This is a genomic window from Rufibacter sp. XAAS-G3-1 (assembly GCF_013623775.1).
GTDB lineage: Bacteria > Bacteroidota > Bacteroidia > Cytophagales > Hymenobacteraceae > Nibribacter.
Map to the genome: position 1 here is coordinate 218,735 of NZ_JABFAM010000005.1, position 22,548 is coordinate 241,282.

The following is a 22,548-nucleotide window of genomic DNA, read 5'->3' on the forward strand; positions in this document are numbered from 1 at the left end:
CTAATTTTTGGATGTGCTAAGGTGCTATTGCTCTATGCTGCGCACTATTTTCTAGAACCACAAAGGTAGCGGAAGGAGTTTTGGGGAGCAAAGTTTCTGTTTAAAGCCTGTTTCCCAGGAAACAGCCCCAAAACGCAATCCCAGAAAGCTCCCCTCTCCGCGGGAGAGGGGCCGGGGGTGAGGTCCTTACGCATTCCGGTAAAACACCAGTTCATTGGTACCCACCATCCTTCGGGAAACGGACGGCAGAGCAGGCAACTGGGGGGCTTTGACGCCGTCGCCCAAGGTGACAGGACTTTTAATCACCCTGATCTCGTCCCACAGATCGCTTTGCAGCAGCGTCTCCAGCAGAGCCGTTCCCCCTTCCACCAGCACCGACTGCACGTTCCGCCGGTACAGGTCGGCCAGCATCCGCTCCAGGAAGATGCCCTCAGAAGACAGGGTGACAAACTCGGTCTGGGCCATCGGTTCCCTTTCCTGAAGGGTGTAGAGTAGCGTTGGGTGTGAATCGTCCAACAAATGATGGGTGGCGGGAAGCTGCAGTTGCTTGTCGATGGCGATTCTAAGCGGCGCCGGGCCGGGCCAGTGGCGCACGTTCAGTTGCGGGTTGTCGTGGAGGGCGGTGCGCGTGCCCACCAGAATGGCCTGCTCCTGGGTGCGCCATTTGTGCACCAGTTGCTTGGCCAGCGGGCCAGAAATCTGGCAGGATTGATAGTTGGGCAGCGCAATGAATCCATCGGCAGATTGCGCCCACTTCAGCACCAGGTAAGGACGTTTCTGGGTCTGGAAAGTGAAAAAGCGGCGGTTCAGTTCCTGGCCTTCCTGCTCCAGTACCCCTATATGCACTTTGCAACCCGCGTCTACCAGTTGCTGAATACCTCTACCCGCTACCAAGGGATTGGGATCGGTGTTGCAGATGACCACATCGCGCACGCCGTGCTGAAGCAGGAAATCGGCGCAGGGTGGGGTTTTGCCGTAGTGGGAGCAGGGTTCCAGCGTCACGTACACGCGGCTGTGGGGCAGCAGGCTTTTGTCTTGCACGCTGTTGAGGGCATTCACCTCGGCGTGCGGACCGCCGTATTGCTGGTGCCAGCCTTCCCCAATTATCTTCTTCTCGTGCACCACCACGCAGCCCACCATGGGGTTGGGGCGAGCCCAGCCTGTTCCCAGGGCTGCCAAGTCCAGCGCCCGCCGCATGTATTTCTGGTCTGTATTCATCTGCTGTATGTACGCACCACTTATTTTCCTTGCCCGAATATCGGGTGTTTTTTCAGAAATTGCCCAAAACTACGTGTATGCTAACCCTTGATGCTGTTTTAGAGAACCTTTCCTCCCGGTTAGAAACCCTTTACGAGAAACCAGAAGCCCGCACCATCGCCGAATGGACGCTGGAGCACGCGCTAAAGGCAAGCCGTTTTGAACTTCTGCAGCGCCGCAAGGAAGAAGTCTCGCCTGAACTACAAAAGCAGCTGCAAACCTATCTGGAACGGCTGCTACAGCATGAACCCCTACAGTATGTGTTGGGAGAAGCCTCTTTCTACGGTAGGGAATTCTACGTGAACCCGGCGGTGCTCATTCCCCGTCCCGAGACCGAGGAACTGGTGCAGCGGGTCATCAAAACCTACCAACATCAGCCGGAAGTGAAATTATTGGACATCGGCACTGGCAGCGGCTGTATTCCTATCACCTTGGCCGCCGAACTGCCCACATCGCAGGTGTGGGGCCTGGATACTTCTCCAGAAGCCCTCACGGTAGCGAAATCAAATGCGGAGAAGTTGGCTCAGAACGTGACTTGGTTGCAGCAGGATATTTTGCAGGAGATTCCCGTTCTAGAAACCCATTCCTTAGACGTGGTCATCAGTAATCCACCGTACGTGCTGGAAGAGGAGAAAAGCCTGATGCGGCAGAATGTGCTGGAATTTGAACCGCATCTGGCGTTATTTGTACCCAATGAAGATCCGCTGCTTTTTTACCGGAGAATCGCGGAGGTGGCGCAGCAACTGCTTAAACCCGGCGGGAAGCTGTTCTATGAAATAAATGAACGCTTCGCCCAGGAGACAAAAGCTATGTTGCAGCAGTTAGACTATCAGGACGTACAGGTTCACCAAGATTTACGCGGGAAGGACAGAGTAGCGGAGGCGGTTTGGCGGTAAATTGTTTTTTGAGGCGAGATGAATACAGCCGCTTTACCGGAAATTGTTATAAAAACCCCTACATTTGCGGCGGCAAAACCTGATACCCAAGTAGAACGGTTATTCGTAAAGAGCTCGTCTCTTTCAAAGTCCTATTTCCATGACAAATGCTTTTCTTCCGTACACTGCCCATGAAACCGCCGTCATTGACGAAGGCTGCCGCATTGGAGAGGGAACCAAAATATGGCATTTTTCGCATATTATGTCTGATTGCGTGATAGGTAAGCGGTGCAATATCGGGCAGAATGTGGTGATTTCCCCCGGCGTCATTTTGGGGGAGAATGTCAAAATACAAAATAACGTGTCGGTGTACACCGGCGTGGTGTGCGAGGACGATGTCTTTCTGGGCCCTTCCATGGTGTTTACCAACGTGCTGAACCCCAGAAGCGCCATCAACCGCCGGGGGGAGTACCTGAAGACCTTGGTGCAAAAAGGCGCCAGCATCGGGGCCAACGCCACCGTGGTATGCGGACATACCATAGGGGCTTTCGCCCTCATTGGAGCCGGCGCGGTGGTCACCAAAGATGTGCCTCCTTACGCGCTGGTGTACGGCAATCCCTCCAAACAACACGGCTGGGTAAGTGAGGCCGGTCACAAGCTCGCCTTTGACCAGCAGAATGAAGCCATTTGCCCGGAAACGGGCGAAAAATACTTTTTAGACAACAACGTAGTAACTAAATCATCCCTCAAATAGATTAACTGTGTACCAACAACTCCTCAACAAAGAAGCCAAACTGGCGGTCATCGGATTAGGATATGTAGGGCTTCCTATTGCCCTGGAGTTCGCCAAAAAGATAAGTGTGATTGGGTTTGACATCAACGCCCAACGGGTAGAGTTGATGAAAAACAACGTAGACCCAAGCGGCGAGTTGGAGTCTTCGGCGTTTGAAGGATGTGATATCACCTTCACCCATGACCTGGAAATACTAAGAGAGGCCCGGTTCTTTATTGTAGCCGTTCCAACGCCAATAGATGCGTATGCTTTACCAGACCTAAAGCCTCTCCTTGGGGCCTCTACTTCCGTAGGGAAAGTCTTGAAGAAAGGGGATTATGTAGTATTTGAATCTACCGTATACCCAGGCTGTACCGAGGAAGATTGTATTCCAGTATTGGAGCGCGAGTCTGGCTTGAAGTTCCCCGCTGATTTCAAAGTGGGGTACTCCCCGGAGCGCATCAACCCCGGTGATAAGGAGCATACGCTTACCAAAATCGTGAAAGTGGTGTCCGGTTGTGACGAAGAGTCGCTGGATGTCATCGCCAAAACATACGAACTGGTCATTGAGGCTGGGGTGCACCGTGCTTCTTCCATTAAAGTAGCCGAGGCCGCCAAAATCATTGAGAATACCCAGCGTGATGTGAACATCGCTTTAATGAACGAGCTTTCCATCATCTTTGACCGCATGGGCATCAACACCTATGAAGTGTTGGAAGCCTCTGGCACCAAGTGGAACTTCCTGAAATTCTTCCCGGGTCTGGTGGGTGGTCACTGCATTGGCGTAGACCCGTATTATCTGACCTACAAAGCCAAAGCGCTGGGCTATGATTCCAAAATCATCTTGAGCGGCCGTACCATCAATGACGGCATGGGCGCGTACGTGGCCAGCAAAGCCATCAAGATGATGATTAAAGAAGGCAAAGCCATTTCCAAAGCCAAAGTGCTGGTGATGGGCGCAACCTTCAAAGAGAACGTAGAAGATATCCGGAACTCCAAGGTAGCCGACGTGATCAACGAACTGAAAAGCTTCGGGGTGCAGGTTGATGTGGTGGATCCGTACGCGTCTTCTCAGGAACTGGAGCACGAATATGGTTTTGCCCTGACGGAGAACCCGAGCAACGACTACGATGCCGTGGTGGTGGCCGTGAACCACAGAGATTACGTAGGCCTGGAGGAAAGCTACTTTAAGAGCATCTCTTCAGATAGCCCTATTGTGATTGACCTGAAAGGGATTTATCGCGGGAAAATAAATACCTTGCCGTATTGGAGCTTATAAACGATTACTATGAGTAAGATTCTTGTTACCGGCGGAGCAGGCTACATTGGCTCCCACACGGTGGTGGAGTTGGCGCAGGCTGGCTATACCCCCATCATTGTTGATAATTTCAGCAATTCAGAAGAGCGCGTGCTGCAGGGCATTAACCAGATTCTGGGCAAAGAAGTGACCTGCCACCGGGTAGACTGCACAGATGCCGTCGCTTTACAGGAAGTCTTCTCAAAAGAAGGCGATATTGCTGGGGTCATTCATTTCGCGGCGTACAAAGCGGTGGGTGAGTCGGTGAAAGAGCCGCTCAAGTATTACCATAATAACATAACCGGACTTATCACGCTGTTGCAGGTGATGGAAGCGAGCAAGGTAACGCAATTGGTTTTCTCTTCTTCCTGCACTGTGTATGGAGTTCCGGAGAAACTGCCAGTAACCGAAGAAACCCCTACCCAGAAAGCGAACTCGCCGTACGGCAATACCAAGAAAATTGACGAGGAAATTCTCCAAGACGTAGCCAACAGCGGAAGCTATGCCGTGAAGTCCATTGCTTTGCGTTACTTTAACCCTGTGGGCGCGCATGAATCAGCGTTGATTGGGGAGTTGCCTTTGGGAGTGCCCAGCAACCTGGTGCCTTTCATCACGCAAACGGCTGCCGGTATCCGGGAGAGTTTAACCGTGTTCGGAACGGACTACGATACGCCTGACGGAAGTAATATCCGGGATTACGTGCACGTGGTGGATTTAGCGAAAGCACACTTGGCGGCCATCAAACGGTTGGAGAAATCAGACGCGGTGCCGTACGAGGTGTTCAACATCGGCACCGGAAATGGAAGCTCCGTGCTGGAGGTCATCAAAGCCTTCGAGAACGCCACCGGGCAGAAGTTCAACTACAAAATCGGGCCACGCCGGGCAGGTGACGTTCCGGCTATCTACGCCGATGTAACCAAAGCCACGCAGGAACTTGGGTTTAAGACCTCCTTGTCGCTGGAAGACAGTCTGGGAAGCTCCTGGGCTTGGCAGCAGCAACTCACGAAGAAATAAGAATTCAATACGTAATAGAATGAAAATATTAATTACCGGAGGAGCCGGGTTCATCGGTTCGCACGTAGTTCGGTTGTTCGTCACCAAATACCCGAACTATCAAATCTTCAATCTGGATAAACTGACGTACGCGGGAAATCTTCAGAACCTGACAGATATTGAAGACGCTCCCAACTACACCTTTATCAAAGGCGATATCACCGATCAGGAATACATCAACCACCTGTTCCAGGAATATCAGTTTGATGCCGTGATGCACTTGGCCGCTGAGTCGCACGTAGACCGTTCCATCACCGACCCGATGGCGTTTGTGCGCACCAACGTGAACGGAACCTGCAACCTGCTGCATGCCGCCAAAGAACTCTGGAAGTCGGATTTCACCGGAAAAATCTTCTACCACATCTCCACCGATGAGGTATATGGTTCACTGGGCGAGGAAGGCATGTTCACCGAGGAAACTGCCTATGACCCGCGGTCGCCTTACTCCGCTTCCAAAGCCAGCTCAGACCACTTCGTGCGGGCGTACTACCACACGTATGGCTTGCCGGTGAAAGTGTCTAACTGCTCTAACAACTACGGCCCCAACCACTTCCCCGAGAAACTGATTCCGTTGGCGCTAAACAACATCAAGAACAACAGACCGGTGCCGGTTTACGGTAAAGGCGAAAATATCAGAGACTGGTTGTACGTGATTGACCACGCCCGCGCCATTGATGATGTGTTCCACAAAGGCAAAGAAGGTGATACCTATAACATTGGCGGCGTGAACGAGTGGCGCAACATCGACCTCATTCACCTGCTCTGCGACATCATGGATCAGAAACTGAACCGTGAACCCGGCACTTCCCGCCAACTCATCACCTTCGTTACTGACCGAGCCGGCCACGACCTACGCTACGCCATTGACTCTTCCAAAATCATGAACGAGCTGGGCTGGGCACCATCCGTAACGTTTGAGGAAGGCTTGGAGAAAACGGTAGAGTGGTACTTGCAGAACGAAGAGTGGCTGAACAACGTGACCTCCGGCAGCTACCAGGAATATTACAACGAGCAGTATGCCCGCTAAAATAAAATGAAAGGCGTTTCGGGGCTGTTTCCATGAAAACAGCCCTGAAACGCCTTTCCTGTTTTGCCACTTGTCGTTTAGAAGGAAGTCATCTTCCGCAAGTGGTTTAAGTTAAAGTATAAAAGAGTACGTAGGAGTAGGCATTGATAAATGAGAACAGCGTTTCAGAGCCGTTTTACTCAAAACAGCCCTGAAACGCCTCGATTCCTAATTCTTAATTCCAAATTCTTAATTATCAGCAGTGTACGAACATCCTTTTCATAGCGGCTCTCTGGAGCAAACGTCGTTTCTAATCACCGGCGGGGCCGGATTCATCGGCTCTAACTTGGTAGAATATCTGCTGAAGTACAACGCCAAGAAAGTACGCGTACTGGACGATTATTCCAACGGCTTCCACAAAAACCTGAGAGCTTTCCAGGATAACGAAAGACTGGAAGTACAAGAAGGCGACATCAGAGACCTAGAGGCTTGTATGAAAGCCTGCGAGGGCATGGACGTGGTATTGCACCAGGCGGCTTTAGGTTCTGTGCCTAGAAGCGTTAAAGACCCGGTGACATCCAACGCAGTCAACGTGGGGGGCTTCGTGAGCATGCTCATGGCCGCCAAGGAGCAGAATGTGAAACGTTTCGTCTACGCGGCTTCTTCCTCTACCTACGGCGACAGCAAGTCGCTGCCTAAAGTGGAAGACCAGATTGGCAAGCCGCTGTCTCCTTACGCGGTAACCAAATACGCTAATGAGCTCTATGCCGATGTTTTCGGGAAAACGTACGGCATGGAAATCATCGGGCTGCGGTACTTCAATATCTTCGGGCCGCGCCAAGACCCTAATGGGGCTTATGCGGCGGTGATTCCGTTGTTCATTGATGCCGTGCTGAATAACCGCGGACCTAAAATGAACGGCGACGGCGAACAAACCCGTGACTTTACCTTCGTGGAAAACTGCGTGGAAGCGAACATTCGGGCGGCGTTAGTGGAGAACCCAGAGGCCATCAACCAGGTGTACAACATCGCCGTGGGCGATAGAACTTCTTTGAACGACTTGTTCAATATTTTGAAAGCGGAAGCCGGGGTTGACGTGCAGCCCGAATACGGGCCGGAACGCGCCGGAGACATCCGGGACAGCTTAGCCGATATTTCCAAGGCGCAGCGTTTATTGGGCTATAACCCGCAAATCAGAATCCAGGAAGGGCTGCAGAGAACCTTGGCCTGGTTCCGTGATAACCAAGATTTCATCTACAACCAGAAATAAGAGCATGAAAGGAATCGTCTTAGCCGGAGGCTCAGGAACAAGGTTACACCCGCTCACCTTGGCTGTTAGCAAGCAGTTGATGCCGGTGTACGACAAACCCATGATTTACTACCCGCTGTCCACCTTGATGCTGGCCGGGATAAAAGACATCTTAATCATTTCCACCCCGCACGACCTGCCCATGTTTGAGCGTCTGCTGGGCGATGGTAGCCAAATTGGCTGTAACTTCAGCTACCAAGTGCAGGAAGTCCCCAACGGACTGGCTCAAGCATTTGTGCTGGGCGCCGATTTCATCGGGAACGACAAAGCGGCCTTGATTCTGGGAGACAACATCTTCTACGGTTCGGGCATGAGCAAGCTGCTGCAAGCCAATAATGACCCCGAGGGTGGCGTGGTGTATGCCTACCACGTGCAAGACCCGGAGCGTTACGGCGTGGTGGAGTTTGATGAAAGCATGAAAGCCATCTCCATTGAAGAGAAGCCCAAGCAGCCGAAGTCCAGCTACGCGGTACCAGGCCTTTATTTCTACGACAATGACGTGGTAGACATCGCCAAGAACCTAGAGCCCAGCCCCCGCGGTGAGTACGAGATTACCGATGTAAACAAAGAATACCTCCGTCAAGGCAAATTGAAAGTGGGCATCCTAGACCGTGGAACCGCTTGGTTAGATACGGGTACTATCCAGTCATTAATGCAAGCCGCTACGTTTGTACAGGTGATTGAAGAGCGCCAGGGACTGAAAATCGGTTCCATTGAGGAAGTAGCCTACCGGATGGGCTTCATCAATGCCGAGCAACTACAGCGCGTAGCCGAGCCATTGCGCAAAAGCGGTTATGGGGATTACCTGCTGAGCGTCTTGAGAGAGCAGAACAGCTTGTAACATTACTAAACCTAAACGGAAAGCCCTGTGAGATTTAATCTTACAGGGCTTTCCGTTTTAAGGCTGTTTCCTTGTAAACGGCTTAAAAACACCCTTACCCCGGAAACACCAGGCCCACCACCAACCCCGCCAAAATCAATGCAGGGGCAGGAATTTTCGTCCATTGCAAAAGCGCAAACGTGGCCACCACCAACCCGAAATTGTATGGCGTGTTCTCAATGGGATGGTACAGCATGATGGCCGCCGCGCATACCATACCGCAGCCTACAGCATTGACGCCTTCCAGTGAGGCTTGAATGACGCGGTACTTCCGGAGTTCTTCCCAGAACCGAATCACGAAGAAGATGAGGAAAGTGCCCGGCAGGAAAATGGCAATCGTGGTCACCACACCGCCCAGAATCTGCGCTCCCCAACCGTACGGCCGCATAGACAGGGTACCGATGTAGGAACAGAACGAGAAAACCGGGCCGGGCAACGCCTGCACCAACGCAAACCCCGACAGGAACTCCTTGGAATTAAGATAGCCCTTGAACTCCACAAACTCGGTGTACATGACGGGAATCAAGACCTGGCCCCCGCCGAAGATAAGGCTGCCGTTCCGGTAGAAGTTCTCAAAGAGCAGCACGGCCCGCAATTGCGTAAATCGGCCGAGTAAGGCCGCTGCAATCAAAACACCCAGGAACAGCAGGAAATTGGCCCATTCCACCTTCATCGGTTTCTTCTCCAGTACGGGTTGGTTCTGGAACCGCAGGGCCGTCAAACTTCCGCCTATCAGCAACAGCAGCGGCAATACCCACGGCGACCGGAAAAAGAACGCCAGAATAGCCGAGATGACCATAATCACGATGCCGCCTTTGGTAAGCACCACCTTGGAACTGATGCGCCAGGCGGCAAAGGCCACAAAACCCACCGCCATGGGCTGGATAAAACGCGTGAAGCCCAACGGAGCGCCTCGGTCTTGCAGAAAGGAGATGATGAGGCCTGCGGCAATCATGATGACCGCGGCAGGCGCTATCCAGACCAGGAGCGTGAGGTAGGCCAGGTTAGGCCCGCCTACTTTAAACCCGATGGCGGTAATGGTCTGAGTGGAGGAGGGGCCGGGCAGAATCTGGCAAAGCGCGTTCAGTTCCAGCAATTCTTTCTCCGTGATGTAGCCTCGTTTTTCCACCATCAGGCGCAGCATCATGGCAATATGCGCCTGAGGGCCGCCAAACGCCGTGAGCGAGAGCGAAGCCACATCCTTCAGGAAGAGATAGTTACGAGGGCGCAATAGGCTAGTGGGTTGAGAAGCGTTTTAAGCCAGTTTTCTAAAAATAGGCATAAAAACGAAAGGAGCCCCAAAGGCCCCTTTCTATGTTTCTGAAAACAGATTATTTTTTTAATCCTAACTCTACCAAACGCTCGTTCAGGAACTCGCCGGCGGTGATGTCGGGGAATTGTTTCGGGTTCTGTTCGTCAATGCAGCCTTCCAGGCAGGTCAAGTCCATCTCAGAGCGCGGGTGCATGAAGAACGGGATAGAGAAGCGGGACGTGTGCATCAGCTCGCGCGGCGGGTTCACCACGCGGTGGATGGTAGACTTCAACTTGTTGTTGGTGTGGCGTGAGAGCATATCGCCTACGTTCACGATCACCTGCTCGGGCAGGGCCGTAATCGGAATCCACTTGCCGTCGCGGCGAAGTACTTGCAGACCATCGGCGGAGGCACCCATCAACAAGGTGATGAGGTTGATGTCGCCGTGCTCGGCGGCGCGAACGGCATCGGCGGGAACCGCGTCTGGGTTCTCGATGGGGAAATAGTGGATGGCGCGCAGGATGCTGTTGCCGTTGTGTACTTTGGCATCAAAGTAATCTTCAGACAAGCCTAAGTACAGCGCCAGGGCGCGGAGCACTTGCTTGCCGGCGGCTTCCAGGCGGCTGTACGCCTCCAGGGCTACTTCCTGGAACTCCGCTACTTCGGCGGGCCACACGTTGTCTGGGTATTCTTCTTTGATGGGGTCGTTGTCGGTTACTTCCTGGCCCACGTGGTAGAACTCCTTCAGGTCGCCGGTGTTGCGGCCTTTGGCGTGCTCTTTTCCTTTGCCCACGTACCCGCGTTGTCCGGCCAGACCGGGTATCTCATATTTCTGTTTTACGTCATCGGGCAGAGCGAAAAACTTCTTGATGGCCGCGTATAGTCTATCGGTCAGTTCATCGCTCAGGCCGTGGTTTTTCAACGCGGCAAAGCCGATGTTCTGGTGCGCATCGCCCATGCCCTGCACAAAAGCCGCCTTGCGAACCGGGTCGCCGGAGGTGAAATCAGCTAAGTCTAACGAAGGGATTTCCTCTAATAATTTATCGTTCATAAACCTGTCTTGACGTGTTTTTGAATGCCATTTAAAATATGCTGCAAGGTACGAAATTTCTATCTTTGAAACATTCTGCGTATTTATACGAAAACCCTACTATGAAAAAGAAACATCTATCTTTTATGGCAGTAGCCGTAACGCTCCTGGCTTCTGCCTGCGACGGAAAACGGTCTGTTGAAACCACTGAAACCAACCAAACCGCTACCGCAGACACTGCGGCGATGGTGCATGACACCGCCGGGGTGCAGCACCAGGGCGCGATGGGCACGCCCATGGAAAAAGGCGGCCTGAAAGTGTATTCCTACAGCAACTCGGTTGATTTCCCGGAGGCCGACCTGGACTTGAACCAACCCGAGGAGAACGGCAAAGTAACCGGCGACTCGGTGCAGTTTAACTACGAGGTGAAGAACTTCCAGCTAAGCCAGCAGACCACCGATGCGGGCACCCACGAGCACGCCAACTCCAAAGAAGGCCAGCACATCCACAACATCGTGGACAATGAGCCTTACACCGCGCACTACAAGCCAACGTTCAAGAAAGCGATTAAGCCGGGCCAGCACGTGGTCTTGTCGTTCCTGTCCCGTTCGTACCACGAGAGCATCAAGCACGACGATGCGTATGACCTGCGCGTCATCAACGTGGGCAACGTTCCGGCCAACACTGCCAAGTTCAACGAAGACGGCCAGCACCTTTTCTACAGTCGCCCAAAAGGCGAGTACAAAGGCGCTGATACCCGCAAAATCATGCTGGATTTCTACCTGGTGAACACCAAACTAGCCAAAGACGGAAACAAAGTACGCGCCACCATCAACGGCAACGAGTTCCTCTTAGACCAGTGGCTGCCGTACTTGGTAGAAGGCCTGCCTATGGGCGAAAATACCTTCAAACTGGAATTGATTGACGACAAAGGCCAAGTGATTCCGGGCCCGTACAACACCGTAGAACGCAAAATCACGCTGGCGCAATAACCGTTTCCAGCCCCAGCAAAAAAGCCGCCCCTAAACAGGGGCGGCTTTTTTGCTGGGGCTGGTTTGGGAATATGCGGGTGCAATGTGGTGTAGAGACAAGGCTTGTCTTGTTTCTACTAAGTCTGCCTATAATGGTCTACCTACTATGGCGCGGATTTACTTCCGTGACTTATGGAAACATGCAAGAAAGTCACTTCCGCGCCATAAGCAAACAGAAGTCAAAAAAAGGTGGTTTTAGAGTTCCCTTCTGTTTTAAGCCTCATTTCTGGAAATGGGGCAAAAAGTGCTATCTTCCTTCTGCTAAATAGCTATCTATGAAAAAAACAGCCGCTGGCGCCATGGTCTTGGTGCTTTTGTTCAGTTCGATGCCTTTGTATGCCCAAGAGATGGGAAACACTTACGTGAACAACCCCGTGGTGAAAAGCGGCGTCGGTTTGGGGTCTGTGTTGGCTGTCGTCACTTCCTGGACTAGAAACCGGTCTCTCTTGTGGGCCATTTTTCACGCTATCATTGGGTGGGTTTACGTGGGCTATTTCCAGATTACCAGGAGGCCAGAAGAGCGAAGATTCTAAGCACTGGCGCTACTTACCTCAAACATCACGTTGGTTGAGCCGCGCTTTTAATCGTATTAAATTCCCTAAGTAATTAGATAACGCACTGGTCTTTTCCGTTTCAAGGCTCTTTTACAGGAATGAGCCCCGAAACGAAAACTTACTTTTGGGCGAGCATCGTATTTACAACATGACCATGAAGAACCCTGCCATTCCCCTGACACTTACCTTTGACTCCACTCATAGTATCACCGCCACCGGCAAACACGTCCGCGACGGCCTTTCTACCGTGCTGCGTACTGGCGATTATCTCTGGCTCAGTTGCGACGAGCAGACCACGCTGGAGCGCCTGAAGAAAACCGGCGATCACACCTTCGGGGAGCACGTGCACTTTGACCTGACGGAGTACCTGGACTTGCCCGACAGCAAGAATTCTGAGATTGACATTGAAGGGCTGGCCGTGAGTGGCGGTTATCTGTGGCTGGTGGGTTCGCACAGTCTCAAGCGCAAGAAGCCTCGCAAAGAAGACCCCGTGAAAAAGCAGATAGAGCGCCTGGCCAAAGTGAAAGGCGAAGCCAACCGTTACCTGCTGGCCCGTATTCCGCTGGTGCAGGATGTGACTACCGGCGAGTACACCCTGTGCAAAGAATGCACCGATGCCGATGACGCTTCCAAAACGCTGCGGGCCGCACAACTGATAAGCGCCGGTGAAAAGAACCAACTCATGGAGGCCATCCAAAATGACATTCACCTCGCCCATTTCCTCCCGATTCCCGGGAAAGACAACGGATTCGACATAGAGGGCTTGTCCATTCACGAAGGACGTGTTTTTGTGGGCTTGCGCGGCCCAGTGCTGCGCGGTTGGGCCATGGTGCTGGAATTTGAGTTGGAAGACGCTGCCGAAGTAGGTTTCCTGCAACTGAAAACCAACGCCGAGGGCACGTTCTACAAAAAGCACTTCCTGCACTTGGCCGGACAGGGAATAAGAGAGCTTCGCGCCAAAGGCGATGACCTCTACATCTTGGCGGGCCCTTCCATGGATTTGGACGGCACCATTGCCGTATACCGCTGGCCCAAAGCCATGAGCAGTTCCCGCAGCGGCGAACAGGTGGTGCACCGGAAAGAACTGGAGCACCTGTTTGACGTGCCCCACGGCAGCGGCCCCACCTCGGGCCAGGACAAAGCCGAGGGTCTGGCCATCTATGATGATGAGCACCTGCTGGTCGTGTTTGACAGCCCCACCGATGCCCGCAAGCCCGACGAAAACAGCGTGGTGGCGGATGTGTATAAGATATAGCGAAACAATAATATTAAGTTCAGCAAATAAGCGGCAGCAGTGTACGTTGAAGAAGATGATTCCTCTTTTCAACTCTTCTGTTTCGGGGCTGTTTCCCTGTAAACGGCCCCGAAACGGATTTCCTTTTCCACTTTTCCATCCGGCATGAAACCAGCGATACTCCTGCTTTTTGTATTCCTTCTGTCTGTGGGCGTAGGGTTTGGTCAGGTGAAAGGCGTGGTCACTGATAAAGCCACGGGTAAGCCGGTGGCGTTTGCCAACATCTGGGTGGAAAATGAGAACCTGGGCACCACCTCCTCTGAGAAAGGCGAATTCAGCTTCAGCCAAACCAACCTATCAGGCAAGACGCTGGTGATTTCCTGTCTGGGATACGAAAAAACCAAAGTCACTATTCCGGCGGGAACGCTGCGGGTTTCGCTGGTGCCAACGGCCGTGGCCTTGGACGTGGTGACCGTGAAGAAAAGCACCAAGCGCCGCAAGTTTGTCATCAACCAGCTGGACGAGAACACTGAATACTCCTTCGGGAGCAACGGCACGCCCTGGATTGTGGCGCAATACATTCCGTACAAACCTGGGTATGCGGCCACACCTTTTCTGGACGAGATTTCCCTGGTGACTTTGAGCAATGTGAAGAACGCCACGTTCAAGCTGCATCTGCTGCGGGTAGGGGAAAACGGAGCGCCGGGTAAAGACTTGATTTCAGCACCACTGATAGGCGTGGCGCAGAAAGGCATCAAAACCGTGAAGCTGGATGTGAGCCAGTATGATGTACCGATGCCGGAGAACGGACTGTTCATCGCCTTTGAATGGCTCATCCTCAAGCAGAACCGCTACGAAGCCGTAGACCCCGAAACCGGAGCCAAAGAAGTCCCCGCCAGAGTCTCCTATGAACCCAGCATCCGGAGTTATGGCCCAGATAACCGCAGTCCCAACGGGTGGATTTACCACCAGGGCAAATGGGTAAGCACGAACCAACGCGAAGGAGACGCCATCACCTCGGCCACGCCGCACTTTCAACTCACGCTGAGTAATTGAGGAGGAATTTGTTCTGCTTTTGGCCTTATTCCTGAAAATCACCTCATAAACGGAATCCAATGAGAATACATCCCTGTGGGTTGGTTTTGTTGCTTATGCTTTTTGCCGAAACGGTTCTGGGCCAAGTTCAGGGAATCGTGGTGGATAAAGCCACGGGCAAGCCGGTAACCTACGCCAACATTTGGGTGGAGAACGAAAATCTGGGCACCACCTCTTCTGAGACCGGTGCTTTCTCTTTCGCAGATGCGTCTGCGGTGGGTAAAATGCTGGTGGTTTCCTGCCTGGGTTATGAGAAGGGCCGGTTTCCCATTAAGTCGGGTTCCATGACGGTGGAGTTAGTACCGGCAGCGGTGGCCTTGCAGGAGGTAACGGTAAAGCAAAGCGCTCAACGGCAGAAAGTGGTAGTAGGCAAGTTGGAGCGTACAAAGCCTGCGCACTGGTACGCCACTGGAGGTACCCCTTGGATTGTGGCAGATTTTGTTCCGTATGCGGCCCAGTATGAGGGAACGCCGTTTTTAGACCAAATTGCCTTTGTTCTGTGGAGCAAGGTAGACAAAGCCAAGTTTCAAATCAGGCTGTTAGAGGTCAGTGAGAATGGGCAGCCGGGCAAAGACTTGCTTCCTAAGCCGTTGATTGGTGTCGCTCCCAAAGGAATAAATATGAATGTAGCGCTAGATGTAAGCGAGTATAATTTACAAGTTCCAAAGGACGGATTCTTCATTGCGTTTGAGTGGTTCATCATTCCAGAGAATGGCTATGAGCACACGTATACGATGAAAGGAAGCAAAAAGAAGCTTAAGCGAACTTCTTATGAACCGAGTATCCTAACGCACCAATTACTGCAGGAAGAACGCAACGGTTGGATTTACATGAAAGGTAACTGGAACAACGCGGGCGTGAAAGGACATGATGGAGAAATGCACATGAACCGGGCTCCGCAGTTCCAAATCACGTTGAGCGATTGAGGATTTAGGTAGGGGCAATCCCTTGTGGTTGCCCTTTCAATTTGCAAAGTTAGGCCAACAAAGTTAAGGCCTATTTCCTCGGCAGAAGTACGCCGTTACAGGGTAACGAGGCTACATGGCTGGTCTGTAGCGACGTTACCCTGTAACGGCGTACGCATTGCTTCTTAACCCGATGATAAAAGGGCAACCACAAGGGATTGCCCCTACAAACCTCCTTTCAAAGCAAAAGGCCCGCTCTGTTAATTCAGAGCGGGCCTTTTGCCTTAATTAATTGTCTATAACTAAATCTTACCGTCCGGTAGTTGAAGTAGCCGAGGCAGGAGCTGTATTGCCATTCTTGGCTTTCGCCATGGCGTCATACACCACTTGCATCACCTGCGTGCGGGTGTTGAGTTTGCTTAGCACCGAGCTTTCGCGGGTGGGGTGCACGCGGTTGGACATGAAGATGTAGACAATTTGGTTCACCGGGTCTACCCAGCTGTAAATACCCGTAAAGCCGGTGTGGCCGAAGCTTTCTGCCGGGGCGCTTGGGGCGGCGTTTCCGTTGACGGTACCGGGTTTAGACGGACGGTCAAACCCGAGGGCGCGGTAGTTGTCTGGGCAGAACTGGCATTTGCTGAACGTGCTCACCGTTTTGTTGGCAATGTAGCGTTTACCAGCGTAGATACCGTCATTCAGGTACATCTGCATCACTTTGGCTAGGTCATTCGCGTTCCCGAACAAACCGGCGTGGCCGCTGACTCCGCCCAGCATGGCAGCTCCTTCGTCGTGCACGGTGCCATGCAACAGCTGCTTCCGGAACAGGGTGTCTACCTCGGTGGGCACGATGCGCGACAGCGGGTAGTGTTTGTAAGGATTGAACGTAAGGGTGGTAGCGCCCAGGGGCTCGTAGATGTTCTTCTTCAGGTAGGTTTCAAAGTCCTGGCCGGTGATGTTCTTTACTACCAACGGGGCCAGAATGAAAGACAAATCACTGTACACGTACCCCGGCTTCTCGTTCAGCGGCGACTCTTTGATTTGCTTGTAGATATCCTGGGCGTGGTCTTTGTGGATGAACAGGTTCTGGGCGACCCTGATCGGGAATTTGGCCGAGGAATCTGGGCTGAAGACACTGCTTTTCAACTCGCCGTTCTTCTTCAGCTCCTCTCTCCAGAACGGAATCCAGGATTTCAGGCGGGCCTGGTGGGTGAGAATGTCGCGGTACTTCAGGCTTTCTTTGTTAGAGCCTTTCATCATGGGCAGGTACTCGCCCAAGGTTCTGTCCACGTCAAACTTGCCTTCGCCGTTCAGTTTCATGTAGGCCGCCAGAGCCGTGGTGATTTTCGTCACGGAAGCCAAATCGTACAAATCGGTGTTCTTCACTGGCGTCTGGTTCTCGTAGGTATGGTACCCGAACGACTTGGCGTAAATCACTTTCCCGTTTTTAGCGACCAGCACCTGCGCACCTGGCGTGGCTTTGGCCCGAATGGCCTGGTTCACCAGGGTGTCAATCTGCGCGAAATCCTGTGACCGCAGACCAAGGGCCTCTGGTTGCGTGTAGGCCAGACGTAAACCGCCTTCGGTCTTCAGACCATTGGTCATCCTAAAGTAGTTGGACACGTTCACGGGCAGCTTGCCCTTGGCACCCACACCGCCAAAGATGATCTGGGCGGCTACGTCCTGGGTTAAGGCATTCTCCTGGTAGGTGGCCAACACGCCGTGCGCTTTGTCAATGTCCTCAAAACGGTTAAGGCTGTACACGTTCCCGAACACGCTCACAATGGTTTGCTTGGAACGGATCAGGTCTTTGAGGAACAGGTTCATCTCGGCGGTAATCCCGAAGGTTCCGTTGCCCGAGGCTTTCAGTTGCAGTCTGTGCACTCCTACCAGAATGGTGTTGTAGTCTTTCAGTTGTTCTTTCAGGGCCTGCAGATCGGCGATGGAGCTGGTAGGCGGCAGAAAGAAGTTGTCTACTTTGGCGTATTTGGCCAGGCTGCGCTGAAATTCAGTCTCGGTGCCGGTTCCCATGGCCAGCGCGGCAATCTTGAGCGTGTCCAGCGTTTTAATGGGCAGCACGTTGTCTTTGTTGCGGAGCAGCGTGAGGGAGGCCTCGGTTAACTGACGGTTGATGTAGCTTGCCGTGGGGTTGTTCAGGTCGGCGATGAGATTTTTGGTCTCAATGGGCTGCCACTTGTCCAGGCCCGCCCACTGTTTGGCGGCCAGCACTTTCTTGCAGCGGGCATCCACCTCGGCCTGCGTGATTTCCTTGTTCTTGATGGCTTTCTTCACCTCCTCAATGGTGGTTTTCACGTCCATGGTGTTCAGGAGCACATCATTGCCGGCCAAAAGGGCTTTCACGTCCACCACGCCGGGCGGGTAGAATTTGGCCACGCCTTGCATGTTCAGGGCATCGGTGAACACCAGGCCTTTGAAGCCCATCTCTTTCTTAAGCAGATCACTCACAATGTTCTTGGAAAGGGTGGAGGCCAGGTCTTTGGTGTTGTCCAGCACCGGAATGTTCATGTGCGCCACCATCAAACTACCCAGCCCGTTTTTCATCAATTCCCGGAACGGGTACAGCTCCGTGGAGTCAAGGCGCAGTTTAGAGAAATGTAGCACCGGCAAACCGTAGTGCGAGTCTACGTTGGTGTCGCCGTGGCCAGGGAAGTGTTTGGCGTTGGCCAGCACTTTGTTGTCTTGCATGCCTTTCACGTACGCCAGGGATTTGCTGGTCACGTTGTATTTGTCTTCGCCGAACGAGCGGAACCCAATCACGGGGTTGTTTGCGTTGTTGTTCACATCCACCACCGGCGCGAAGTTCACGTGAATACCCAACCGGCGGCACTGGCGGGCGATCTCGGCGCCCATGTCATAGATCAATCTCTCGTCTTCAATACCACCCAAACTCATCTGGTACGGGAACGACACGGTGCTGTCCAGGCGCATGCCCAAACCCCACTCGCCGTCAATGGAAATCATGAGCGGCACCTTACTTTCGCGCTGATAGCGGTTGGTCATGTGCGCCTGCCGCACCGGCCCGCCCTGGAAGAAGATCAACCCGCCCACCTTGTAAGTGGTGATCAGCCGACTGATGGAGTCAATGTGCACCTGGTTTTTGTTGGAGTACACCGGAATCATGATCAGCTGCGCGATGCGCTCCTCGGGCGTCATGGTCTTGAACACCGAGTCAACCCAGCGCTGGTTCGCGCCCAGATGCGGGGGATCAGTCTTGGGGTTGAACACCGGAACGGCAGGTTTCTTAGGGGCCGCTTTTTTGGCGGCAGCGGTCTTCTTGGGAGTCGCTTTGGCGGATTTGCGCTTGCCGGTCTGCCCGTGCAAGGAAATGGCACCTACCAGGAAGAGGCAAACAAGGGCGAGGGAAAGGAAACGATGTTTTTTCAAGGCAATAGACAAAAATAAAGAAGTGTAGGTAGCGGAAGTAGCTGCAAATTACGGCAATTATATCAAAAACAGACCCAAAGTAAGTTAAAGTTCAGAATCAAGCCACGGCACCCTGTAATAACCTGATGGTTCCGGCGGTGGCGTCTATTTCGGCCTCAGCCCCTATTGGAATCGTGAATTTATGCGTGATGTGCCCAATCATGGCGCCTGAGTACACCGGAATCTTCAACGGCTGCAGGTGCTGTTCCAACACTTCTTCCAGCGTGAGCGAGCCATAATTGCCATTACCGGGCCCGCAGTCTGAGCACTTGCCAAACACCACGCCTTTCACCTGATCCAGCACACCGGCCAGTTTCAACTGCGTGAGCATGCGGTCTACCCGGTACACGGCCTCGTTGGTGTCTTCCAGAAACAAAATGGCTTCTTTCCAGTTGGGCAGGTAGTCAGAACCGATGATGCCCGTGAGCACCGTCAAATTGCCGCCCACCAGCTTGCCCTTGGCAGTGCCGGGCGTGATGGTGGTGATGCGGTCTTTGGTGAGGGCCAGGTTATCACCTAGTTCTTTGGGATTTTCAAACAGCACCGGGCGGCCGTCAAACAGCACCCGCCGGAAAGAATCTACCGAAAACTTGTTCCAGGTAGCCGAACCCACCGGGCCATGAAAGGTCACCAAGCCCGTTTTGGCGTTGATGGCCAGGTGCAGCGCCGTGATGTCTGAGTAGCCGATGAGCGGTTTCGGGTTCTTCTGGATAGTTTTGTAATCCAGCAAAGGCAGCAATCGGGCGCAGCCCCAACCGCCGTGGATGGCCAGAATCCCCTGCACGCTTTTATCCGCGAACATGGCGTTCACGTCCTCGGCCCGCGCCTGGTCAGTACCGGCCAGATACCCGAACCGGTCGAACACGTGTTTCCCCAGCTTCACTTTCAGCCCCAGCGCCTCCATGGATTCCTTGGTAATCTGCACCACTTCTTTGCTGAACGCCGCCCCCGCCGGACAGATAAGGCCCACCGTATCGCCGGGTTTCAGGCGCGGCGGGACAATGGTTTTAGGCGATTTCTCTGGAGAAGGGCTGGAAACGAAGCTCAGCAGGGGAAGCGAGGCGGCCGCCATGGAAAGGGAAGCCAGCACCTCGCGGCGGGTACGGTTAGTCATGGTTGAACGGGTTTAGGGATGGCGGAATTCGTGCCGGTTAAAATAAAGAGATTGTTTCTGTTTCGAGCGTTTTCAAGCCGTTTTTTCAGGAACAGGCCTGAAACGTAAGTGGAGTGACGCATTCCGTCCCCTTTGAAGCTGATCTTGTAGGGGAAAATTGTTCTTTGCTGTTCGGGAGTTCTACTCTCGAACCTGCCTGGTGCGGAGTTCTACTCCGCTGGGAGCCACGGGCAGAAGAAGGGGAGTAGAACTCCCCGGCAGCTAGCTTCCGGAGTGGAACTCCGAAAGAGCGGTTGAGGCGTTTTGGGGCCGTTTTTCGGAAAGCGGCCCCAAAAGCATGAGCGGAAGCACTTCTTGTTTTTCCCTACCAGATCAGCCTTGAAGGCCTAGAATGAGTACTCGTGCTGATGTTGGCGTTCCCTAATCGTTCTCCTTTGTTTCATTGTTGCCGCTGAAGGCTCTTCCTCCCGCTTTGTCATCCTAGGCCTTCAAAGGGGGACGGAATGTGCGCAAAAATTTTATGAGTACGATCAGCCAGTAGAAGGGAGGAACCCAATTGATGCGTTTTGGGCCTGTTTCGCAGAAAACAGCCCCAAAACGCGGTTATTTAGATGGGTAGAAACCAGGCACGGTCTTGTCTCTTGCGCGCATTGCTTTCTGTCGTTAGACTTTTCTACGGATGTCCTCCCTCGCGTTTCGGGGCCGTTTTGCGGGAAACAGGCCGGAAACGGCATCGGCGCAGACGCTCGCAGGCCTGAAGACGCTGCGAGGTCTTGGGAGCGGGCGGCAGCGCGGAAGCGGGGAGTTGGAAAGTTACTGGCGCGAGACGGTGGCCTCGGGGCAACGCACGGCCGCTTCATCCCCAGACTTGCCGGTAACCATCGGCAGGATGACGGGGCAGCAGGAAGCTAAGCGCTTGAGGAAGATCATCTACAGGAAGTGAAAACCCTAAAATTTTCTGGTAAATTCTTGACGATACCGAATTCTTACGCTAATTAGAGGTTCTAAACCAGTTCCTGCTATGCACATCCAACTTTCCGGCTTCCGCTGGCTCCCGCTCCCGTGCCTTTTCCTGTTCTTTCTGTTAGGCTGCAGCACCGCCAGGCAAGCGCCGGCCGTTGTCACCGCGCCCACTCCGCCGCCCGTGCCGCCGTACGGCCCCCACGTCATCAGACGGCAAGTGCTGGAATCTGAGCTTGGGATAAACCGGTTCGTGGGTTTCGCTTTATATGACCCCGCTCTGGGCAAGATGGTGGTGGAACACAACGCCGATAAATATTTCGTGCCGGCCTCCAACACCAAACTGTTCACGTTCTACGCCTGCCTGAAGATGCTGGGCGACTCTATCCCGGCGCTCAAGTACGTGGTGCGTGGCGACTCGCTCATCTTCTGGGGCACCGGCGACCCTACCTTCACGCACATGGACCTGAAGAACACCAAGGCCTATGACTTCCTGAAGAACCGCAAGGAGAAGCTGTTTTACCTGGAGGCACCCTTCGCCAGTACGCCCTTCGCCAACAACTGGGGTTGGGACGATTACAACTACTACTACCAACCCGAGCGCAGCATTTTCCCCATCCACGGCAACATTGTGAAGTTCGCCCGCAAAGGAGGCCCCACCCAACGCTACACCACCACCCCGGCCATCTTCAAACCCACCCTCAAAACCGACACCGCCCGCTACCCCCGCAAGGATGCCTTCGTGCGGGCCTGGCGCACCAACGAGCTCACCTATTACCCCAAGCACGCCGCCGCCGATTTCTCCGTGGAAGTACCGTTCATCCCGTCGCCAGACATGACCGTGCGGCTGCTCGCCGATACCCTCAAAAAGAAAGTGACGTTGCTGAAGAACCGGGCTTTGCCCACCGGGGCGCAGACCTTCTACGGCCTGCCGTCAGATACGGTGTACAAACGCATGCTGCAGGTGAGCGATAACCTGTTTGCCGAGCAGTTGATGGTGCTTTGCTCCGGTACTCTGTCAGACACCTTGTCGGTGGAGCGCGCCATCCGGCACGTGGTGAAAAACTATTTATCAGACTTGCCAGACGCGCCGGTGTGGGTAGACGGCTCCGGTTTGTCCAGCATGAACATGTTCACGCCCCGCAGCATCATTGCCCTGTTGCAGAAACTACAGCAGGAGCGCCCGGCCGACCGCCTGTTGCCCCTCATGGCCACCGGCGGGCGCCCCGGCACTTTCCGGGCCATCTACAAAGCCGAGCCGCCGTTTGTCTTCGGGAAATCCGGCACGCTGGGGCACGTGCACAACCAGAGCGGCTACATCAGAACCAAAAGCGGGAAACTGCTGCTGTACAGCTTTATGAACAACAACTTCAAAGTAACTTCCGGCGACATCCGCAACGAGATGGTGCGCATCATGACCGAGGTGCACGAGAAGTATTAAGAGAACGAATCTTAGATTGAAAGCCCTGCTTTAAGGCTGTTT

At 53.5% G+C, this 22,548-nt stretch carries 18 protein-coding genes; 13 read left to right on the plus strand and 5 right to left on the minus strand.

What is annotated here, in order from left to right; genetic code table 11:
- Positions 1–186: 186 nt before the first annotated feature.
- On the minus strand, positions 187–1,218 hold the full coding sequence (ribD, locus tag HHO50_RS05280) for a bifunctional diaminohydroxyphosphoribosylaminopyrimidine deaminase/5-amino-6-(5-phosphoribosylamino)uracil reductase RibD (RefSeq protein ID WP_181304953.1): 1,032 nt from the start codon (positions 1,216–1,218) through the stop codon (positions 187–189).
- A gap of 77 nt (positions 1,219–1,295) precedes the next feature.
- Between ribD and prmC the strand changes: the two genes are divergently transcribed.
- From prmC to rfbA, 7 genes are all read left to right on the plus strand, one after another.
- Positions 1,296–2,153 carry a peptide chain release factor N(5)-glutamine methyltransferase gene (prmC, locus tag HHO50_RS05285; RefSeq protein ID WP_181304954.1) on the plus strand — a complete coding sequence of 286 codons (858 nt, stop codon included), beginning with the start codon at positions 1,296–1,298 and terminating at the stop codon, positions 2,151–2,153.
- Positions 2,154–2,292: 139 nt separating this feature from the next.
- Positions 2,293–2,886, plus strand: coding sequence for an acyltransferase (locus HHO50_RS05290; RefSeq protein ID WP_181304955.1), 594 nt, complete (start codon positions 2,293–2,295; stop codon positions 2,884–2,886).
- A 7-nt stretch (positions 2,887–2,893) separates the two neighbouring features.
- Positions 2,894–4,183, plus strand: a complete 1,290-nt coding sequence (locus HHO50_RS05295) for a nucleotide sugar dehydrogenase (RefSeq protein ID WP_181304956.1) — start codon at positions 2,894–2,896, stop codon at positions 4,181–4,183.
- 9 nt (positions 4,184–4,192) lie between these two features.
- Positions 4,193–5,215 (plus strand): UDP-glucose 4-epimerase GalE, encoded by a 1,023-nt coding sequence (gene galE, locus HHO50_RS05300; protein ID WP_181304957.1) that lies wholly within the window; start codon positions 4,193–4,195, stop codon positions 5,213–5,215.
- Between the two features lie 19 nt (positions 5,216–5,234).
- Complete coding sequence (gene rfbB / locus HHO50_RS05305) at positions 5,235–6,281, plus strand: dTDP-glucose 4,6-dehydratase (RefSeq protein WP_181304958.1); 1,047 nt, start codon at positions 5,235–5,237, stop codon at positions 6,279–6,281.
- Between the two features lie 241 nt (positions 6,282–6,522).
- Positions 6,523–7,530, plus strand: coding sequence for an SDR family oxidoreductase (locus tag HHO50_RS05310; RefSeq protein ID WP_181304959.1), 1,008 nt, complete (start codon positions 6,523–6,525; stop codon positions 7,528–7,530).
- Between the two features lie 4 nt (positions 7,531–7,534).
- The gene (rfbA, locus tag HHO50_RS05315; protein ID WP_181304960.1) at positions 7,535–8,410 is read left to right on the plus strand and encodes a glucose-1-phosphate thymidylyltransferase RfbA; all 876 of its coding nucleotides are present in this window, start codon (positions 7,535–7,537) and stop codon (positions 8,408–8,410) included.
- Positions 8,411–8,504: 94 nt separating this feature from the next.
- Here rfbA and chrA read toward each other — a convergent pair whose 3' ends face one another.
- On the minus strand, positions 8,505–9,680 hold the full coding sequence (gene chrA / locus HHO50_RS05320) for a chromate efflux transporter (protein ID WP_181304961.1): 1,176 nt from the start codon (positions 9,678–9,680) through the stop codon (positions 8,505–8,507).
- Positions 9,681–9,780: 100 nt separating this feature from the next.
- On the minus strand, positions 9,781–10,752 hold the full coding sequence (locus HHO50_RS05325) for an isopenicillin N synthase family oxygenase (RefSeq protein WP_181304962.1): 972 nt from the start codon (positions 10,750–10,752) through the stop codon (positions 9,781–9,783).
- 101 nt (positions 10,753–10,853) lie between these two features.
- Here HHO50_RS05325 and HHO50_RS05330 point away from each other — a divergent pair, with 101 nt between their 5' ends.
- The 5 genes from HHO50_RS05330 (at position 10,854) to HHO50_RS05350 (ending at position 15,571) form a co-directional block, all read left to right on the plus strand.
- Positions 10,854–11,723 carry a hypothetical protein gene (locus HHO50_RS05330; protein ID WP_181304963.1) on the plus strand — a complete coding sequence of 290 codons (870 nt, stop codon included), beginning with the start codon at positions 10,854–10,856 and terminating at the stop codon, positions 11,721–11,723.
- Between the two features lie 314 nt (positions 11,724–12,037).
- A complete protein-coding gene (locus HHO50_RS05335; RefSeq protein ID WP_219921445.1) occupies positions 12,038–12,295 on the plus strand; it encodes a hypothetical protein in 258 nt (85 codons plus the stop codon).
- Between the two features lie 175 nt (positions 12,296–12,470).
- A complete protein-coding gene (locus HHO50_RS05340; protein ID WP_181304964.1) occupies positions 12,471–13,571 on the plus strand; it encodes a DUF3616 domain-containing protein in 1,101 nt (366 codons plus the stop codon).
- Between the two features lie 144 nt (positions 13,572–13,715).
- On the plus strand, positions 13,716–14,606 hold the full coding sequence (locus tag HHO50_RS05345; protein WP_181304965.1) for a carboxypeptidase-like regulatory domain-containing protein: 891 nt from the start codon (positions 13,716–13,718) through the stop codon (positions 14,604–14,606).
- Positions 14,607–14,665: 59 nt separating this feature from the next.
- The gene (locus tag HHO50_RS05350; protein ID WP_181304966.1) at positions 14,666–15,571 is read left to right on the plus strand and encodes a carboxypeptidase-like regulatory domain-containing protein; all 906 of its coding nucleotides are present in this window, start codon (positions 14,666–14,668) and stop codon (positions 15,569–15,571) included.
- Between the two features lie 288 nt (positions 15,572–15,859).
- Here HHO50_RS05350 and HHO50_RS05355 read toward each other — a convergent pair whose 3' ends face one another.
- Together HHO50_RS05355 and HHO50_RS05360 are read right to left on the minus strand one after the other, a co-directional pair.
- Positions 15,860–18,952, minus strand: coding sequence for a glycoside hydrolase family 3 N-terminal domain-containing protein (locus HHO50_RS05355; RefSeq protein ID WP_255478609.1), 3,093 nt, complete (start codon positions 18,950–18,952; stop codon positions 15,860–15,862).
- Positions 18,953–19,049: 97 nt separating this feature from the next.
- Entirely contained in the window at positions 19,050–20,105 is a 1,056-nt protein-coding gene (locus HHO50_RS05360) for an LD-carboxypeptidase (protein ID WP_181304967.1), read from the minus strand.
- Between the two features lie 1,021 nt (positions 20,106–21,126).
- On the opposite strand from HHO50_RS05360, the gene HHO50_RS05365 reads away from it, so the two are divergent.
- Positions 21,127–22,506, plus strand: coding sequence for a D-alanyl-D-alanine carboxypeptidase (locus HHO50_RS05365; RefSeq protein WP_181304968.1), 1,380 nt, complete (start codon positions 21,127–21,129; stop codon positions 22,504–22,506).
- Positions 22,507–22,548: the final 42 nt, after the last annotated feature.

Bases quoted from the DNA above. Each gene is read 5' to 3' on its own strand.
- rfbB (WP_181304958.1), top strand. From the start codon at position 5,235: ATGAAAATATTAATTACCGGAGGAGCCGGGTTCATCGGTTCGCACGTA.
- HHO50_RS05340 (WP_181304964.1), top strand. From the start codon at position 12,471: ATGAAGAACCCTGCCATTCCCCTGACACTTACCTTTGACTCCACTCAT.
- galE (WP_181304957.1), top strand. From the start codon at position 4,193: ATGAGTAAGATTCTTGTTACCGGCGGAGCAGGCTACATTGGCTCCCAC.
- HHO50_RS05360 (WP_181304967.1), bottom strand. From the start codon at position 20,105: ATGACTAACCGTACCCGCCGCGAGGTGCTGGCTTCCCTTTCCATGGCG.
- HHO50_RS05335 (WP_219921445.1), top strand. From the start codon at position 12,038: ATGAAAAAAACAGCCGCTGGCGCCATGGTCTTGGTGCTTTTGTTCAGT.
- HHO50_RS05365 (WP_181304968.1), top strand. From the start codon at position 21,127: ATGCACATCCAACTTTCCGGCTTCCGCTGGCTCCCGCTCCCGTGCCTT.
- HHO50_RS05330 (WP_181304963.1), top strand. From the start codon at position 10,854: ATGAAAAAGAAACATCTATCTTTTATGGCAGTAGCCGTAACGCTCCTG.
- rfbA (WP_181304960.1), top strand. From the start codon at position 7,535: ATGAAAGGAATCGTCTTAGCCGGAGGCTCAGGAACAAGGTTACACCCG.
- ribD (WP_181304953.1), bottom strand. From the start codon at position 1,218: ATGAATACAGACCAGAAATACATGCGGCGGGCGCTGGACTTGGCAGCC.
- HHO50_RS05290 (WP_181304955.1), top strand. From the start codon at position 2,293: ATGACAAATGCTTTTCTTCCGTACACTGCCCATGAAACCGCCGTCATT.
- HHO50_RS05345 (WP_181304965.1), top strand. From the start codon at position 13,716: ATGAAACCAGCGATACTCCTGCTTTTTGTATTCCTTCTGTCTGTGGGC.
- HHO50_RS05325 (WP_181304962.1), bottom strand. From the start codon at position 10,752: ATGAACGATAAATTATTAGAGGAAATCCCTTCGTTAGACTTAGCTGAT.
- prmC (WP_181304954.1), top strand. From the start codon at position 1,296: ATGCTAACCCTTGATGCTGTTTTAGAGAACCTTTCCTCCCGGTTAGAA.
- HHO50_RS05350 (WP_181304966.1), top strand. From the start codon at position 14,666: ATGAGAATACATCCCTGTGGGTTGGTTTTGTTGCTTATGCTTTTTGCC.